At 37.0% G+C, this 18,663-nt stretch carries 17 protein-coding genes; 8 read left to right on the top strand and 9 right to left on the bottom strand.

The annotated features are described in order from the left end of the window. The first annotated feature begins 125 nt into the window (after window positions 1–125). The 7 genes from Q2T41_RS02600 (at window position 126) to cls (ending at window position 10,403) form a co-directional block, all read left to right on the top strand. Window positions 126–2,273 carry a VIT and vWA domain-containing protein gene (locus Q2T41_RS02600; protein ID WP_304434817.1) on the top strand — a complete coding sequence of 716 codons (2,148 nt, stop codon included), beginning with the start codon at window positions 126–128 and terminating at the stop codon, window positions 2,271–2,273. A 236-nt stretch (window positions 2,274–2,509) separates the two neighbouring features. Then, on the top strand, window positions 2,510–3,073 hold the full coding sequence (locus tag Q2T41_RS02595) for a hypothetical protein (RefSeq protein ID WP_304434816.1): 564 nt from the start codon (window positions 2,510–2,512) through the stop codon (window positions 3,071–3,073). A gap of 18 nt (window positions 3,074–3,091) precedes the next feature. Continuing rightward, the gene (locus Q2T41_RS02590; RefSeq protein ID WP_304434815.1) at window positions 3,092–3,982 is read left to right on the top strand and encodes an SH3 domain-containing protein; all 891 of its coding nucleotides are present in this window, start codon (window positions 3,092–3,094) and stop codon (window positions 3,980–3,982) included. Window positions 3,983–3,991: 9 nt separating this feature from the next. Further along, the gene (locus tag Q2T41_RS02585) at window positions 3,992–5,020 is read left to right on the top strand and encodes a hypothetical protein (protein ID WP_304434814.1); all 1,029 of its coding nucleotides are present in this window, start codon (window positions 3,992–3,994) and stop codon (window positions 5,018–5,020) included. A gap of 100 nt (window positions 5,021–5,120) precedes the next feature. Continuing rightward, window positions 5,121–8,096 carry a sensor histidine kinase gene (locus Q2T41_RS02580; RefSeq protein WP_304434813.1) on the top strand — a complete coding sequence of 992 codons (2,976 nt, stop codon included), beginning with the start codon at window positions 5,121–5,123 and terminating at the stop codon, window positions 8,094–8,096. A gap of 6 nt (window positions 8,097–8,102) precedes the next feature. Continuing rightward, on the top strand, window positions 8,103–8,852 hold the full coding sequence (locus tag Q2T41_RS02575; protein WP_304434812.1) for a LytR/AlgR family response regulator transcription factor: 750 nt from the start codon (window positions 8,103–8,105) through the stop codon (window positions 8,850–8,852). A gap of 144 nt (window positions 8,853–8,996) precedes the next feature. After that, window positions 8,997–10,403 (top strand): cardiolipin synthase, encoded by a 1,407-nt coding sequence (cls, locus tag Q2T41_RS02570; protein WP_304434811.1) that lies wholly within the window; start codon window positions 8,997–8,999, stop codon window positions 10,401–10,403. Here the strand turns inward: cls and Q2T41_RS02565 are convergent, their stop codons facing one another. The 8 genes from Q2T41_RS02565 to Q2T41_RS02530 form a co-directional block, all read right to left on the bottom strand. Further along, window positions 10,404–11,042 (bottom strand): hypothetical protein, encoded by a 639-nt coding sequence (locus tag Q2T41_RS02565; protein WP_304434810.1) that lies wholly within the window; start codon window positions 11,040–11,042, stop codon window positions 10,404–10,406. A gap of 97 nt (window positions 11,043–11,139) precedes the next feature. Beyond that, a complete protein-coding gene (locus tag Q2T41_RS02560; RefSeq protein WP_304434809.1) occupies window positions 11,140–12,510 on the bottom strand; it encodes an MBL fold metallo-hydrolase RNA specificity domain-containing protein in 1,371 nt (456 codons plus the stop codon). A gap of 4 nt (window positions 12,511–12,514) precedes the next feature. After that, entirely contained in the window at window positions 12,515–13,357 is an 843-nt protein-coding gene (locus Q2T41_RS02555; RefSeq protein ID WP_304434808.1) for an ATP cone domain-containing protein, read from the bottom strand. A gap of 1 nt (window position 13,358) precedes the next feature. Next, window positions 13,359–14,258 (bottom strand): mechanosensitive ion channel family protein, encoded by a 900-nt coding sequence (locus Q2T41_RS02550; protein ID WP_304434807.1) that lies wholly within the window; start codon window positions 14,256–14,258, stop codon window positions 13,359–13,361. 59 nt (window positions 14,259–14,317) lie between these two features. Beyond that, complete coding sequence (locus tag Q2T41_RS02545) at window positions 14,318–14,731, bottom strand: hypothetical protein (RefSeq protein WP_304434806.1); 414 nt, start codon at window positions 14,729–14,731, stop codon at window positions 14,318–14,320. Window positions 14,732–14,751: 20 nt separating this feature from the next. Continuing rightward, on the bottom strand, window positions 14,752–15,591 hold the full coding sequence (locus tag Q2T41_RS02540; protein ID WP_304434805.1) for a universal stress protein: 840 nt from the start codon (window positions 15,589–15,591) through the stop codon (window positions 14,752–14,754). A gap of 65 nt (window positions 15,592–15,656) precedes the next feature. Continuing rightward, complete coding sequence (locus Q2T41_RS02535; protein ID WP_304434804.1) at window positions 15,657–16,511, bottom strand: universal stress protein; 855 nt, start codon at window positions 16,509–16,511, stop codon at window positions 15,657–15,659. A 3-nt stretch (window positions 16,512–16,514) separates the two neighbouring features. Then, entirely contained in the window at window positions 16,515–17,351 is an 837-nt protein-coding gene (locus Q2T41_RS02530; RefSeq protein ID WP_304434803.1) for a universal stress protein, read from the bottom strand. A gap of 18 nt (window positions 17,352–17,369) precedes the next feature. On the opposite strand from Q2T41_RS02530, the gene Q2T41_RS02525 reads away from it, so the two are divergent. Next, window positions 17,370–17,759: a thioredoxin family protein gene (locus tag Q2T41_RS02525; protein ID WP_304434802.1), complete on the top strand. Its 390-nt coding sequence runs from the start codon at window positions 17,370–17,372 to the stop codon at window positions 17,757–17,759. A 39-nt stretch (window positions 17,760–17,798) separates the two neighbouring features. Here Q2T41_RS02525 and Q2T41_RS02520 read toward each other — a convergent pair whose 3' ends face one another. Continuing rightward, window positions 17,799–18,641: a universal stress protein gene (locus Q2T41_RS02520; RefSeq protein ID WP_304434801.1), complete on the bottom strand. Its 843-nt coding sequence runs from the start codon at window positions 18,639–18,641 to the stop codon at window positions 17,799–17,801. Window positions 18,642–18,663 lie beyond the last annotated feature (22 nt).

The raw sequence follows: 18,663 nt of genomic DNA, 5'->3' as shown, positions 1-18,663 counted from the left end.
TACCATCTTAAAGGAAAGATTAATTACGAATTCTAGATAATACCCAACGAATACTAAAACCCATCCTTTTTAGCGATTGTTCACTGTTAGATTTGATTAAGAAATATTAATCTAATACAAAGATCATGAAACTATTTTACACTTTTTTACTGTGCGCAATCTACTATGCAGGTTTTTCCCAAGATACTGACAGTCCGTATTTATTGCTCTCTACCGAGAACGCCATTATACCTTTAAAATCTTCCATTACAGAAGCAAATATAGCGGGTACCATTGCTCATGTCCGCGTTACACAAGTGTATCAAAATAAAGGAACGGAGGCTATAGAAGCTAAGTATGTGTTTCCGCTATCTACACTGGCAGCGGTTCATAAAATGCATATGATTGTTGATGACCGACTTGTAGTTGCCAAAATATTTGAAAAGCAAGAAGCTAAAAAAGTTTACGATACCGCCATTGAAGAAGGTAAGCGTGCTGCAAAGTTAGAGCAACATAGACCCAATGTGTTTCAAATGAATGTGGGCAATATTATGCCTGGCGATGAAATAACCATTGATATTTACTATACCGAAATGTTAGTGCCTGTAAATGGGGAATATCAGTTTGTGGCACCTGCCGTAGTGGGTCCACGATTTACTGGGGAAAGTACTGAAATAGAACGTGGTTTTGCAATGCCCTACACGGCAAAAGGTATTGCAGATAGTTTTGATTTCGATATTTCGGTTAGGCTAAACGCAGGTATGGTCATTCAGCATGTCAATAGTGCATCACACGAAATTAAAGTGGATTATCCTGATGTGAAAACAGCCGAGATTGTACTATCCGAAAAAAATAAAAATCCATCGAACCGAGATTTTATCTTGAAATACAATTTAAGGGGCAATCAAATACAAACCGGATTATTGCTATACGAAGGCGAAGAAGAAAACTTCTTTTCTTTTCAAATGGAACCTCACAAGAATGTAGTGTTAGCCGATATTCCTTCACGTGAATATTTGTTTATCGTTGATGTATCGGGCTCTATGAACGGGTATCCTTTAGAAGTATCACGAACCTTAATGCGCAATCTTCTATGTGGTTTACGAATGACGGATACATTCAATGTACAACTGTTTGCGTCAAGTTCAACTATGTTTAGCGCAGTGCCTGTAGAAATAAACGAGCAGAATATAGAGGCGGCAATTCGGTTTTTATCCGAAGGTCAAGGCGGTGGAGGCACACAATTGTTAAGTGCGCTAAAAACAGCATATAAACTGCCTAGAAAAGATATGAGTGTAGCAAGGTCTATGGTGGTCATCACCGATGGTTATGTAAGCGTTGAAAAAGAAGCCTTTGAACTTGTACGTAACAATCTAGACCAAGCCAGTGTCTTCACCTTTGGTATAGGTTCTAGTGTCAATAGGTATTTAGTTGAAGGTATGGCAAAGGTTTCTAACAGCGAATCGTTCATTGCCACAACGTCTGAAGAAGCTGCAGAAGTGGCTAAAGACTTTGCAAATTATATAGCAACTCCATTATTGACACGAGTAAAGATTGAATCGAAAGGGTTTGATATGTACGACCTTGCCCAAAAAAGCATACCAGATGTATTTGCAGCAAGACCGGTTGTGGTTCACGGCAAATATAAGGGTAAGGCAGAAGGGAAAATTATCGTCACTGGATATCAAGGTAAAAAACGTTTTAGACAGGTGTTTAACGTATCTGACGGGCAATTAAGCAAGCAGAACAAAGCCTTGGGTTATTTGTGGGCTAGAAAGCGAATAGGGGAATTGGATGATTACCACAAGCTATTTAATGAAGATGTGAAAGCTGAGGTGGTGGCACTAGGACTCAAATATAACTTGTTAACGAATTACACCTCTTTTGTAGCGGTTGATGAAGCCATAGTCAATAAAGATGGTACGTTGACGAAGGTAAAACAGCCGTTGCCAATGCCAGATAACGTAAACAATTCCGCCGTAGGAGCAGAAGCTGAGGTCAAAGAAACCAGTAAATTCAAACGTACGTTCAACATCATTTTTGAAGACGAGATAGCAAAGAATGTAAAAAGACAGTTAACGATGGAATTTAAAGTGATGTATGCCAAATTAGTTTCGGAATACTTAAAAAAGTATGAAAGTCTGCGTATAAAATTCAATGCTCAAGGCAAGGTTATACGTGTAGAAAAATTTGAGAATGGCAGCTGGACAGTTGATGAAAGTATGCTGTTGGATTTTGTAAAAATAAGTTTAAAATCCGTTAAAAAAGAAATCACATTAACATTGAAAAAATAAGTAGTTAGTTTTGGTTAGTTGGTTCTCCGAAAGGAGAAGAAAACCTGTAAGATGTCTGTCATTTTGCAGGTTTTTCTTTTGCAATACATTGAAGAATAAACATGTTGAAACTTGAATAAATATGGGCTATTCAACGAATTCTAGATGAATAGCTACGAATACTAGAACACCCTTATAAAAGCCTTGTCTCCGTAGTAATTTAGTAGTGTAGAAAGAAAACAACTAAAATAATTATCATGAGAAAATTCATCTTTTTTGCGTTCGTAATTTGTGTTTGTGCCACTAATGCACAAGAGTTTAAACTAACTAATACCTATGATGTTACTAACCAAAGAACCGTTGGGCAAGAGGAAGAAGACACCTGGGCGGTAGATGTCATTGTAACCAACAATCCAGAGAAGTCTATTGCCACTTTAAATATTGCAGATTTTGGTCTGTTAGATGAAATAAGAATCTCGGTTTTAGAAGAACCGGCATTAGAAGGTATCACCGAAATTTTGAAAATCACCCTAGAATATAATACATGTTGTGCAAGTACGGAAGAACAGTATTATTTGGTAACTGAAGATTATGATGTTATAGCGCTGCCTGGTATTAAAAATGAATACGGTTATGATCCAATTTCGGATATACACTACATTTTTCCCAATCAACCCTTTGGGAAGGAAGGAACCATATTACGCGCAGTGGTGCAATACACGGAAACCCATACGATTAAAGATATCTCAGTTTTAAGAAGTATTGCTTGGAACGATGATGACTTTGGTCAGGAAGAAGCCTTAACGGCAATTAATTATTAACCCTTAAATTTTAGAAAAATGAGAAATGTAAAGAAAAGTGCCCTGTTCCTAAGCTTGTTCGCTATGGTAAACTTATTTGCCCAAACAGAACAAGTAGAATTTGAAATTATGGACCAAGAAATTCCTGTGGAAGAATTAAATTATGAATACCTGCTTGCACACAAGGTTTTTCTTCGGGAAAAGCCATCGGTGCGAAGTAAAAAAGTAGGTTTGTTGGATATCGGTACCAAAATGGTATTATGGGAAAAAAGTCTGTACAGCAAAGAAATAGACGGTGTAAACAGTCATTGGTACAGGGTTACCACAGAAAATGAAACCGGATGGGTTTGGGGCGGTATGATAGCTCAAAAATCCTTTGGTAGTATTGCGGACAATCAAGTAAAATTTGTGTACGGTTATGAAAGTAGCACGCAAAACGAAGCAGGTCTTACCAAGGTAAACTATCAACTTCGGGCTTTTAAAAACGGCCAACAGTTAGATAAGATCGTATTCGATAGCCTACATGCAATACCTGTTCATATTGAAAACCATGGTAGTCTTGGTTTGTTCAATGTAGAAGATGTTATTACAGTTGATCTGGCCGATGCGGAATCCGGATATCAAGTAGGGAAGAGCTATGTATTTTGGAACAATGGCAGATTCATAAAAGTGGCAGATTTGGTGGATTATGCCGATAATAATTATTTAAAGACAGAACATTTTGTTTTTCCGTCTGATATGCAAGGGGTAAAAAGTACCATTCTATTGAAAACAACGATTACAAAGAACATAAAATCCTTAGATGATGCTTTGGCTCAAAATAATGTAGAATTTATTACCACGCCGTATATATGGAACGGTTCTAAGCTGATAAAAAAGCAAGAAAACCGTGAAATAAAAGACAATGCCGTAGTAAGTATAGACTTTTAAAATAAAGCAATGATGAACAAGTGTTTTATTATCGTATTGGTGAGTGTGCTAATGCTTGGTGGCAATAAGCCGTTTTCGCAGCAGTCGGAAACGGCACTTGCTTTACCAAACATAAGCATTCAAGAATCTATCGTATTTATAGCTGGTTTTGATGAGAGTGACAATTCCTATTACAGCAATGCAAAACAGTATTTTCAAAAACAGGGAATGCCTATTGTAGAGGGTTTGCATACCATTAGTGAGATAATCGCTTACATCAATAATGCAGGGGAAAACCAAGTTCGGTTTAAAGAAATTCACGTAGTAAGCCATAGCAATGCCTGGTTAGGAATGTCCATGAGAATTAAGGAAAATGGCGAACGTATTACTTTAAAGAGTTTAGCACATGCAGTTAGGGAGTATAACGTAGAAAGCATTTGCAAAGAATATACGGGCAATACCAAGATTATTTTTCATTCATGTGGATTGGGCGAAAACAAAGCATTATTAACAGAATTGAAGGATGTTTTTAAGGCAGGTCAAGTAAGTGCATCGCCCTATTTTAATGTATTTGGGGGTAAATATGCAGAACATTATCTGGCAAAACCTTACTATGGGTATTACCCAACGGCAGAGTCTAAAGGACCGGCATTTCTATCCCAAGAATTTAGAGAAAACTACCCAGATGTACATATAGATTGGTTAACTGCTTTAACCACTAGACAAGAGTCTTCATTTGGTGAAGCTTATAGTTTTAAATTTAATATTCCGGTTGAATGGGAATTTACTTTTGAGAACAGCAACGATATGCCTAAATTGGCAGATAAGGAAGCTATCATGGATTGGGTTTCAGAATCCCCAGAAATGGCGGAGGTATTGTTTGCCTTGCAAATTCCGATAGAAAAATTTCGTTGGAGAAGTTCGGTAAATGGTAATACGCTAATTATAAAAGGAAAAACTACGGTGCTGTGCGTATTGGCACCTATTTTGCAGTCTAATGGTGCTAATGAGTACCAAAATGTAAGGGTAGAAGACCGTTCGCTTTATCAAATATTATAGTAGCATTGGCGTTAGTTTATTACGTAAAAGAAATCCGTTTTTTTTGAATCTGATAATTAAATACTTTTTGATTGTTTGCTGTTGTTTTATAACAATACAATTGTCTGCGCAAAACAGTCAGTTACGGTCATATACCATTGCAGATGGTTTACCGCAATCACAGGTATATGATATTGTACAAGATGATATGGGCTACTTGTGGCTAGGGGCTCAAGGTGGCGGACTGGCAAATTTTGACGGAGAAATTTTTGAAGTATGGAATGAGAGTGATGGCTTACTTTCCAATTATATTGATGCACTTTACGCCGTTAACGACTCCTTGTTTATTGGATCAAAAAAAGGACTTTCCATAAAGGTAAAAAACAACTTTGTTAATTTAGAAGCTCCGCAAATACTTCAATTTTTTCCAGTTGTTGGTCAGTTATTTTTAGCGACCAAAAATGGACTCTATACCTACAGCAAAAATAAGCTGGTAAGCAAGGTTAATTTCAATTCAGAAGTTGACAATAGTGAAATCAATTCGGTTTTTTTTGATGGAAATTATTACTGGCTAGCGACCAACAAAGCTTTGTGGAAATTAAAAGAATTGGGTAACAACGCTACCGAAATTGTAAAAGTTGAGAAGAATAATTTCAAGTCGGTCATAGCACATAACAACCACATTATTGCAGCAACATTTGATGATGGTGTCTTTATAATCGATAAGGCTACAACCGATAATCGTTTTTTAATGCCAGAGCCCTCACGTATAAATTCCATGTCAATTCAAAATGAAGATGAGTTGTGGATAACTACAGATAATGAGGGAGTTACCATTGTGGAGACCACAACATTTTCAGAAATAAAAAGATTGAATACTGCTAGTGGTTTGGCAACACCACACATAAGAAAGGTTATAAATGATGAAAACGGCAATATTTGGATCGCTACATCGGGTGGCGGATTCTACAAGTATTTTCAGAACAATTTTAAACATTATGATCAGCGAACGGGCTTAAAGGGCAATCGCATTTATGCGGTACATAACGCTCCGGACGGATTATGGTTTTCCACTTCGGAAAAAGGCTTGACAAAAATTGATTCTGAAGGCATTCACCCATTAACTAACGAGGGTACTTTTTTTGATGTGAAAATCAAGACCATCACTAGTGATGCCAAGGGCAATATTTGGGCAGGGTCAGATAATAGAGGCTTGCTTTTTAGAGAGACCAAGATGGTAGACAGCTTGGTGTTTTCATCGAGCGAAAATTACCTTATACAAATTGATACGGTTTCGGTAGAACGCACGGCAAATCATATCATTGATGAAAGCAAAGGATTTCCTTCCGATTGGATTAGAACCGTAATTGCAGACGATGATTACATATGGGCGGCAACCTATGCCCATGGTATAGTGAAATTCAAGTACTATTCAGAAAAAGACAGTCTGGTCATTGGCAAAACCTTTTCTCGTAGAGATGGTATTACAGATATGCTCATTAAAAGCATGGTAAAAGATACCGATGGTAAATTTTGGTACGCAACCCAGAAGGGTCATTTGGGGTATATAGAAAATAATAAAGTAACCACTGTAGAAACAGGCTTGGAAGAACAAACTGCAATCGGTTCCATTTTGTTTCATGATGATACTATTTTCTTGGGAACTTCAGGTAAGGGAATTTGGTATGCCAACAGTTCGAATCCGGTAAATTTTCAGCAGCTAAAGGGGAGTAAACGCTTATCGTCCAATAACATATATCAGCTTATTTTTGATGATCAAGGCAACCTGTGGGCAGGTTCTGAACGCGGTGTAGATAAAATAGAACTTAGTGCAACGAACGAAATTGTAGATATCTATCATTTTGGTAGAAACGACGGATTCTTAGGTATAGAAACCTGCTTAAATGCGGTCGATAAAGATGAGGATGGTAATTTGTGGTTTGGTGCTATTTATGGGTTGACCAAGCATATCCCTAGCGAAAGTAAGAAAACAGCGGCTGCACCAAAAGTATATTTTACGGGAGTAGAAGAGCGGTATAAAACTATCGATTCCTTGATCTTAAAAGATTGGACGAATACGAACAAAATTTTACAATTAACTCCCGATCAAACACAATTGGGTTTTTCCTTTAGAACGGTAGATGTTGACCACCCAAACGAAGTAGCGTATAGAACTCGGCTAGATGATAATGAGTGGAGCCCTTGGGTAAAGGAGAATAAGCAAAATTTTGCAGGTTTGGCGTATGGCGCACATACCTTTTCGGTACAATCCAGAAATTACAGATGGCAGGAAAGTGAGCCTATAGCATTCCGCTTTTTCATTGATAGTCCGCTATACCAAAAAGACTGGTTTCAATGGTCGGTTTTGGCATTGGCGGTGATACTGTTATTAGGCTTTGGTTGGTGGTATATACGTAAGATAAAGGCAAAAAATAGGGCGGAACAGGAACGCTTGAAAACACAAAACTATTTGTTGACCCTAGAGCAAAAAGCGCTGCAATTACAAATGAATCCGCATTTCATTTTTAATGTTTTAAATGGTGTAAAGGCAATGGCAGGCACCAAACCAGATAAGATGGATGCTACCATTAATAGTTTTGCCATACTGTTACGGGAAACACTACAAAATTCAAGAAAAGAGCATATCGGTCTAGACCAAGAAATAAAAGCATTAAAACATTACATAGAGGTAGAGCAGTTAATGGCGCAAAAACCTTTTGAATACGCGATAAAAGTTAAAACCACTCCCGATGCCGAAGAGATATTGATACCGCCCATGCTTATTCAGCCTTTTGTGGAGAATGCTATACGACACGGAATATTAAAAGGCAAAAAGGAAGGGAAATTGGAAATAGGCTTCACCACTTCAAAAACCGATTTACATTGTAGTATCATTGATAACGGATTGGGTATTTTTAAATCACAGAACGAAAAGGTAAAAACGGACCATCAATCTATGGCATTAACCGTTACCAAAGAAAGATTGGAATCCATTGCAGGTAAAAATACCTTGCATATCAGTGAAATAAAAAATGAAGATGGTGGTGTTGATGGAACCAAGATTGCCTTTAAAATACCCTTACTAACAGATTATTAAACACCTATGCATACAGCGATTATAGTAGAAGATATGATTGACGCCTTAACCCTTTTAAAAAGGGATGTTGAGACGCAGCACCCAGAAATTGAAATTATCGCCACGGCGCAGAGTGTAGTGGAAGCCGCTAAAGTGCTACGTAAAAATCAGCCCGATATTCTGTTTTTGGATATCATGTTAGGTGACGGTACAGGCTTTGATATTTTAGAGATTTTTCCAGACTTAAAATCGAAGATCATATTCGTAACTGCAAGTGATGAATTTGCGATACGTGCATTCAAATTCGCAGCTATTGACTATGTATTAAAGCCATATTCTAATGACGATTTAAGTTTGGCAATTGCAAGAGCAAAAGAGCAATTACAGCCCAATAAAGAGCGTTTGCAGATTTTAAAGGAGACCATTTCAGCGCCAGAGAAAAAACCTAATAAGATATCGTTACATACACTAGACCAAATTATCATTGTCAGTCTAGACGATATCATTCGGTGTGAATCCGATAGTAACAACACCATTTTCCACCTTCAAGATAAACGCAAGATATTCGTAACAAAGACACTAAAATACTTTGCCGATTTATTAAGTAGTCATGATTTTGTTCGTGTACACCAAAGTCACTTGGTCAACCTGCAATGCATAAGCGCCTATATCAAAACAGATGGCGGTTATCTAATGCTCAAGAATGGAGAAAATGTTCCCGTTTCGGTTAGAAAGAAAACCGAGATTATAGATATTTTGGATAAGATGCATAAATAGAAAAGTGATTATGGTTACCACCGTGATCGTGGTGTATGACAAATATCATTGAGCTATTGATCGTACAGGTATATCTTGTAAGTGATACCAATAAATGGGGTAGCCTATGGGTTACTCTAAAGTTAGGTCGTAAATTGTAAGACTATGTGGACGGTAATTTTTATTGGCATTTATATTGTACTGACCATTGTAATCGTGATTTCCATAATCATTCATGGTGCAAGGCCAACCAAAAGTTTAGCATGGCTATTGGCCATATTTGCCATTCCTGTTGGCGGAATTCTGTTATATTTACTATTGGGCAGAAATAGAAGAAAGAATAAGTTGATCAGGTTAAAGAAAGACCTTTTCAATAAACTGCCAAAGCCCCAGGATAGCCATATCAATGTATTTGATGGAAAATACGGTAAATTAATGACCCATGGGTATGCTACTTCCCATTTTCCCCCTACACCTCATAATACGTTACAATTATTAAAGGATGGCAGTACCACCTTCAATACAATTTTTAATGCATTGGAAAATGCACAGCAGCACATTCATATTCAGTATTATATTTTTGAGGAGGGTGAATTAGCGGATAGACTCTTGGCCCTATTTGAAAAAAAGATTGCCAATGGGGTGGAAGTTAGAATGATATATGATGGCATAGGGAGTTTTTCGTTAAGTAAAAAATACATTAAACAACTTATTAAAATAGGGGTAGAGGTGTATCCGTTTCTGCCTTTTAAGTTTGGGCGTTATTTTTCGTCGTTAAACTATAGAAACCACCGGAAGATTATTGTGGTTGATAGTAAGATAGCCTTTACCGGAGGTATCAATATATCGGATAAGTACCTAAAGGGTCAAGTTGGTTTGGGCAAATGGCATGATATGCATTTAATGTTGAAAGGACCGTCCGCATTACATTTAAACCAAGTATTCATGACAGATTGGTATTTGGTGAGTGGTAAGGTTCTACAGCCTTTGCAATATTTAGAGCAAGATGAATTTGAACCTTCAAAAAATTTGGTACAGATCGTTGCCGGTGGCCCAGATGATGATTTTCCTGTTTTGGAGCAGACCTATTTTTCAATAATCAATATGGCCAAAAATTATATTTTCATTACTAATCCGTATATAATTCCAGGACAGGCCTTGATACGAGCCTTGCTTACTGCGGCCATTAGTGGGGTAGATGTACGTTTACTGGTTTCTGAAAATATAGATAATACGGTAGTAAGCTGGTCGGTACAGTCCTATTTTGAGCTATTTTTAAAAGCCGGAATTAGAATTTATCTATTCCCGGATGGTTTTTTACACAGTAAGATAATGGTAAGCGATGATGCGGTATCCTCCATAGGGACCGCTAATTTGGATGACCGTAGTTTTGAACAGAATTATGAGGTAAATGCACTGGTCTACAATAAAGAGTTCGCTAAGTTGTTAAAACAAGATTTTCTTCAGGATTGCGCCATTGGTAAGGAATTAAATTATACGGAGTACATAGAAAGACCTTGGGGCAAAAAACTTAAGGAAGGTATTGGTAGGGTGTTAAGTCCGCTGTTTTAATCAATCATCTTGTGATAGGAAGACCAAATCCTGCTCTTCCATTGCCGTAATTACTAATTTAATATAATCTTCAATAGCCTTATCAATATCGTTAGGGTCTGTAATATCAATGATTCCCCTCCATATCATGGACCGTTCCTTACCTTCACAGATACAGTATAAAGTTGTTTCCGCGTGATATACGGTAAATTTTTCATAGTAATTGTCATCCCAATAAATACCTTGATGTTCCAGATAATCATCATTGAACCGGGCTTGGTGGTCGTCCCATCTTTTTATGGATTTTAAAAACTTTTCACGATCTTCAGAACCGGTAATCTTGGTCAATAAAATGGCATCGAAATCCTTGTCCAAAAGGCTTTGTTCCACATCGTCAAGTTCTTTATCGGTTTTTCTGGAATCCGTTAGGGATAGGTCAAAGACATCTATACTGCGCATGGCATCAACATTTCTTTTTTTGAACTCCTCTAAAAGTTCGGTCTCAAAATGTGTTCTGGTATCTGAATTTTTGGCCATTCCTACCAAAAGAACCTTATTGGCGTGGAATAAAACAATATCCGGATTTTTCCAGTTTTCCACCAAACTGATGGAAGAGCAGCTCATTAATGTCAAGGATAGGATAATCAGTAATTTTTTCATGGAACTATTTTTATCGGTCTTTACAACCGACAATGTAGTATTTAAAAAAATGTCAGAAAATGATAATGGTCAGCCTGATTTTTGTCTAACTAGCAAACTAGATGTACAGCTCAAAAATCTCGTTCAACTTGGGAATATGGCAGTCCCAACCTTTTGTAGCTTTAATTTTTACCCGAAACGCATCTAAGGCAGTAGCCTCACCATGAATAAGGAATACTTTTTCAGGAATGTTTTTAATGGCACCTATCCAATGCAGTAGTCCATGTTGATCGGCGTGGGCAGAAAGACTTTCAATAAGATGTATGCTTGCTTTTACAGGATAATACCTTCCATGAATTTTAATTTCATGAGCACCGTCCAACAATTGCCTTCCCCTGGTGCCCTCTGCTTGAAACCCTACCAATAGCACTTTGGTGCTTGGGATGTCTACAAGTTGTTTTAAATAGGTAAGGACCCTGCCTCCGGTAACCATACCGCTACCGGCAATGACAACTTTTGGCCTTTTATCATCAATTGTTTTCCAGGTATCCGCAAAGGATGATATAATGGTAAAATGATCGCACATGGCCTGATATTCCTTGGTCGTAAGTTTATGCCAATCTGGAAATTGTTCAAATACGTCCAATACATTATTGCCCATGGGGCTATCTATAAAAATTGGAATATTGGGAATGGCGTTCTTTTTGTACAACTGCCATAATATATACATGAGCAGCTGTAACCTTTCTACGGCAAAGGAAGGAATGATCAGGGTGCCCCTGTCATGTATGGTCTTACTGATAAGTTCACTTAAAATTTCAGTAATATCTTCCTTTGGGTGCAGTTTGTTGCCATATGTGCTTTCCAAAAAAAGTAAGTCTGCCCATTGGGGGCGTTCAGGAGGGTTTAACAGTTCATCATTTAACCTTCCTATATCACCTGAGAATACAAATATTTTCTCAAATATCTCCAATTCTATAAAAGTTGCCCCAATAATATGACCGTTATATCTAAACTTGAACCTACAATGATCGGATAATGTAATCCATTCATCCTTATCGCAACTTGAAAACAGTTTAATGGTGGCTTCTGCCTCTTTAACCGTATAAAATGGCAATGCGGGAGTATGTTTTGAGAACCCTTCCTCATTGGCTTTTTTGGCTTGCTCTTCCTGAATTTTTCCACTGTCCAATAATATGGTCCTTGCAATGGAGAGTGTTGGTTCCGTACCCAATATGGTACCCTTGAATCCTTCTTTCACCAACCTTGGCAAATATCCAGTATGGTCCAAATGCCCGTGTGTAAGCAGAACATAATCCATTGAGGAAACATCTATGGATAAAGGTTCCCAATTTTTTGTGCGTAATTCCTTTAAACCTTGGAACATACCACAATCTATCATTATGTTTTTTTCCGGTGTTTCCAAATAAAACTTGGAGCCTGTTACCGTGCCCGAAGCACCTAGGAAGGTTATTTTTATTTTATTCATGGGTCTATGCTTTACAGAGTTGCTTTATTTCATTCAATATTTTAGCTTTTCTTTCCGTTGAAACACCTAAATGATCCAAGTAGAATTTATCTTTTATCAATTGCCTACAGAGTACAATATTGCGTCCCAATAAGAACTGTTTTTCCCTGTTGGTAAGTAGATTGCTAACGGTAATAGGGTAGAGGCTTAATCTATCTATCCTTTCCTTGAGTCCATCATTTGTGGGGTAGTCCCAGCTTAAGAGGTAGAGGTTGGCGCATTTACCATAGGCCAGGGCATCTTCCGTAAACCTTGTGTTGGTGACCACCCAACCCTTATCCAATGGTTTGTTGTTGCTATTGGTTACCCAATGTGCCTTTACATCGTTGTATCTTGAATGTATATAAAGCGGAACCTTTACATTACAGTTACGGCCTTCCTCGTTATGGAATTTACATTCGATCACGGTAGCCATTTCATTTTTTTCGGCAACGACATCAATTTCATGTGTTACACATGCGCCATTTAGTACAATATCTATATTTACCGTATAGCCGGAGTATTGTAAAATGGCACCAACAAAACGCTCAAAAGGAAAACCGGTAGGCCCTAGTTCATAAATGGCCTTTTTTAATTTGTATTTAGAAGCGTATACGGATTTATGCTGTTTAAGCAATGCATATGCCCGGTTGTAAATTTCATTGGTGGTAATACCTTCAAAAAGTTCATCGGTAACCTTGCTCAGGATTTCTTCTACCAATTCATGATCGGCTCCACTATGCTTTAAGGAAGTTCTTAACTTGTCTAGCGAAAACATTACCTTTTGTCCAGATGATTTTATGATTTCAATGGTATGGTGCGTGTTCATATCAATTTTTTAAATGAATGTCCAATGGTGGTACCGGTAATAATTGTAGGGTGGTAGAAGCTAGTTTTACTTTGCCCTCAGATTTGGAAATTGCTTTTTTTATGTGATCAAAAAGTTCATGTTTTGTATGTCTTCTTCTTTTGTAATCCGTTATATACCTAAGGTTCAACTGAATCCAATTATCCGTTAGTTCTATAGCAATGGTAGGTTCCAAAGTGGCATTTTCTATATAGTAATGTTCCACCATTTCTTGCCACTTGGCCCTTGATTTTTCCGTATACGATGATAATAGTTGCGTGGCGCAATCCATCATTATGGTTTTGGCCAAATCCGTGTCAGAGTCAAAGGTGATTAATATGTTTAGCTCATCCCAAACAAAAGGGAAATCCATAGAGTAATTTTTAATTGGTCCCTTGAACACAAAAGCGTTACTGATTTTTATGATTCTACCGGAATAATTGTCGCTATTTACCCATTCTCCCATTTCCATTATAGTGGTATAAATACTGTCAATATCAATAACATCACCCTTAATATTATTGATTTCTATACGATCACCAGGTTTGTAGACTCTCACAAAAAAGATATAGAAAGACCCTGCGATGCTTAAGATCAGTTCCTGTAAAGTAAAAGTTATACCGGCAGTGAATAACCCTATAATAATGGTATAATCTTTCATACTGTCGACGGTTACCGCCATTAATATTAAGAAAATGATAAGCATATAGCCAATAACCTCTACACCTTTTTGGGCCTTGTAACGTATGGTTATGTTTTCTATCCGTTTTTTGAGTGTTCTTCGTATAAAACCAATGGTAAGAACTATACTTAAAATCCATAAAAGAAGTTTTGCCACTTTTAATACCGTTGGGTTTTCGGTCAGCTGTGCTATAGTATCCATAGATTACTTTTAAAAACTGTTCGTGAAAGGGAGGTATACGGGTTAGTTATTGCTGCTAATTACTGGTTTTTGAGATAATAATCCCTTACCAATGCTACGATTTCATTCTGTGACATACGATCAACCTTCACCGTTCCTAAAAGTTTTTGAGCAATGGCCGGGTAATGTTCCGTCAATTCCTTACTCAACTTTTGGTCAATATCCGCAGGTCCAAAAAGGACAATGCGATCACTGTGTTCAATGGCAGTTGCAATAGCCTTAAAATAGGTTTTAAACTGAATTTTAGATTTCTCCAGATATTTTTTCTCTTTACTAATATCTTGTGTAGCTCCAGTTTTTTTACGGCTGCCCCCTGTACCGGTCCTATTGAAGAATTCTATATTGGATGCTATGCTTTCCATTTCCTCTTTTCCGTTCGTGAGGTGAACAACATATGCATGTTTGCTATTAAGCCATATACCTGTATTTTTCATGTTCAATATTTTACTGATAATTAATGTAGGGCCAGAATTGGGATAGTTGAATCATAACCAATTGCCTTGACCAAAGGTTTGGTGAAAACACTACTGAAAAAGAAATGTTTATGGTTGATAAATGCGATTATGTCGCTATTTCTCTCCTCAACAAAAGATTGGATGCCCTTAGCAAGATTACGTTTTGCCAATACATGGAAATCATGAGCAACTTCCCCTAAAATGGCATGTAATAATTTTTTATTGTCCTCCTGTATTTGTGTTAATTCTTTAGACATGTTTAAGTGAAGAACCGCAATATTTGCCTCATGCATTTTTGCAATCTCCATTAAATATCTTAGTTCCGTTCTTTTAAAGGCATCCTTGTAATCCGTAGGAAATACAATTTCGGTAGGCGGGAAAAAGGAGTATTCGCTAGGAATGGCCATTACGGGACATTCCCTAATCTTTTCCATTGCCATAACCGTATTGCTTCCCATTAAAGATCCTCTAGAGCCACTTGCACCATGGGTACCCATAACCACCAGTTCTATATCTTTCTCCCCGATAATTTTTTTAATGGCCTCGGATAAAAAGCTACAGGTAGAAATGGTAAAGAAATTATGCTTAAAATTATCGCCATGGGCAGCAAGGGATTCCAGGAGTTTTAAGAAATTTTTTTCTGACTTTTCCTTTGCCCTGATAAAGACCTCACTATCCTCATCTGGCATCAATAAATTGGTGTTCGTATATGATTCAACGCTAAAGACATTTAGAAAGTAAAAGTCGCAATGAAGTTTTGCATATAGGTCTATAGCATATCTTACGGCATTCAATGCGTTTTTAGAAAAATCAGTGGGTATAAGTATACGCTTATTCATAGTAAATACGTGTTAGATTGTGTACTAAATGTAGAGCGCAATCCTTTTATTTACTATGATAAATATCAGTCGTTTAACGGTAAGATCAGGAAAGGAACTGCGGCATAAATACTTAAATCCATAATTACGGGTTCCTTGACCAGGCGTTCTAAAAAGTTTCTTCTGTGATAGGCCATAGCTAGAAATTTAATATCCCTTGAGTTTAAAAAATCTTGAATAACGTTGGCCTTGTTCGTATAATTTAAGACTTCTTCAAAATCATGGGGTGTTTTTGCAAGTGAAAGTTTCAGGAGCTTTTTATTTGAGACCTGTTTATGGGTCATTATTTCAGACTCTTTGATGTGGAGTACGTTAATAGCTGCTTTTGCAATTTTGGAAATGGTCAACAGCATGGACAAAGTACTACGCGTACATCCCTTTTTAAAGTCAGTCACAAATGCAATATCATCAAATGAAGTATAGGCAATTTCCTTGGGTATTGCTAAAATAGGACACTGTGTTATTGTTTTGGCAATTTGTATGGTATTACTCCCCATAAAAAGTTCCTTGGCACCGGTTTGCCCTTTATTGCCCATTACAATGAGATCAACGGAAAGGTTTTCCAAAGCTTTAGATATTACGTTCAATAATGTTCCCTTTTCGGATATTGTATGGAATTTATGTAATGTATTATTGGTGTCCAACACTATTCTATGTGCAGTCTCGGTGAGCTTTTCCTGGGATAAATGATGTAAGTCGGAAAGTTCTTTCTTACTTATAAAAAGCCCTTTGCTTGAACCTAAGGCTGAACTTTGGTCATTATAGCAATTAATGATATGAAAGGTACATTTTTCTGAAGCTAAAAGCTGGGTAGCATAAAAGAGTGCATTATATGCCTCATGGGAAAAATCTGTGGCGACTAGAATATTTTTTAATTGCATAGCTTAAAATTGAGGAATTACCAGAAAAGGAATGTTGACATGAAACCCTATTTTTTTAATAACCGGTTCAATGAAAAGGCGCTCCAAAAAAGTATGTTTGTTTTGAACCATGACCAGTAAATTAATTTTTTGCTTTAATTGAAAATTGTTTATAGCTGTAGTAATTTCATTACTGGGAACATCATGGAACAATGCTTTTTTATGTAATATTTTTTCCAGTTGTTCTTTGTACTTTCTTTGTACGGGATTTAGGTCGTAACCGGTATGTACATGCATAACGTTGATAAGGGAACCGTGTATCCTTACGATTTGCAACAGTTGTGATAACTTTTGCTCATTAAGTGATACTTCATAATCCGTAGGAAAAAGAACTTGCTCCGGAATTTCATATTCAAACCCGGAAGGTATGGCCATAACCGGACATTGTGCATTTTTAATTACATGTACGGTATTGGTGCCCAACAATATCTCTTTTGCCCCTGTAGCACCTTGTGTACCCATAATGACAATGTCAATACCTTCTGCCTGGATTGTTCGGGTAACTTCGCTAGAAAGTACATTTAGGGCAGAATGTGTAATAAAGGTATGTAAAGGGTTGTTGAAATCACGAATAAGTTGTTCCTTCAACTCCTCAAGGTCAGACATTGATTTTTGCTGAACCACGTCACCCAGACCAATTTGTGCCGGGCTGCCCATTAAGTATTCCGTATGGTATACAGGGGGCATATAACTGTTCAATAGATAAAATGTGCATTTAACGTCTTTATATAACGTAAGTGCATACGTTATGGCATTCAAGGCATTTGCAGAAAAATCCGTAGGTAACAAAATACGTGTCATAGGAGTAAATTTTATGATATGAAATTAAGGAGAGACCATTATATAGGCTATGATATTCGTCAGTTGTCAACTTTTTGTATTTTCTTAGTATTAAAGAACTTAAAAGCTATCGTTATGGGGTTTAGAAAAGAAATAAGTTCAGAAGTGCCAACATTGGTACATTTTTTTGCACCATGGTGCTTACCGTGCAAAACCATGTCCGCAATGCTGCACACGATAAATAAAGAAGTGCAGGGTCCATTCAACATATTGGAAATAGATGTGGATGTCAAGAAGAAACTTGGGCGTAGATATACCGTCAAAAGTGTACCCACTTTACTTCTGTTTAAAAATGGGGAACCCCTATGGAGACACGTAGGTATGTTGGAAAAAGTTGAACTTAAAAAAATAATATCTGAACTAACCTAAAGCTTGTTCCAAAAGATAGGGTAGCCAAAAAAATAGCTATTATGTTTCGTGGATGACAAGAAATGGCACTTTGGTGTGATAACTTATTTTCTCTACCGTAGGCCTAAAAAGTATACGTTCCAAAAAATTCAGGTTTTTTGCAACCATCACTAATAAATCCAGATTTCTACTTTCCGTAAAACACTGTATGGATTCATCTATTTTTTTTCCCGTAACTAAATGGAACGAGCACTCATTATCCTTAAAATAATCAATTAAAAATGCTTTGTTACTTTCTTGTATGGGACTAAGTTTTTCGTTTCTTAACGAAACATACAATAATCGTATTGCCGCATTTTTAAGTGAAATAATATCTTTTAATATACTTAAAATCTTATAATGATATTTCACTTGAAAATCTGACGGTAATCCTATTTCCTTAACACTATGGTAGGTAGCATGTTCCGGTACTGCCATTACAGTGCATGGTACTTTAGTAATCACATCTCCGGTATTACTTCCAATAGAAACCGACTTTAAACCGGTAGCACCTTTGGTCCCCATAACGATTAGGTCAATATTTTTTTCCTTTACTTGCATTTTAATATGATCGGTCAGAAAACCATAGAGTGACAGTGTATTGAATTCATGTTTTACATTGAGCGGAAGTTGTTCAATTTTTTTGATCAGGGCTTTTAATTTTTCTCTACTTTCCGCCAATAATGTTTCTTCCAATAATTCTGGGGCAATGTACATTGCCGTTTCTCCACTAACATTTGTATTTATTGCATTTACATTAAGTATATGAAACGTACAATGGGTCTTTTTAAAAAAAGAAATTGCATAAAGCAGGGCATTCCATGCATTATCTGAAAAATCTGTCGGGATTAAAATATTTTTCATTTTCTCTGTTGTTGATATACGA

The organism is Maribacter confluentis, assembly GCF_030505015.1.
GTDB lineage: Bacteria > Bacteroidota > Bacteroidia > Flavobacteriales > Flavobacteriaceae > Maribacter > Maribacter sedimenticola.
This window is presented reverse-complemented; position numbering and strand designations above follow the sequence as displayed.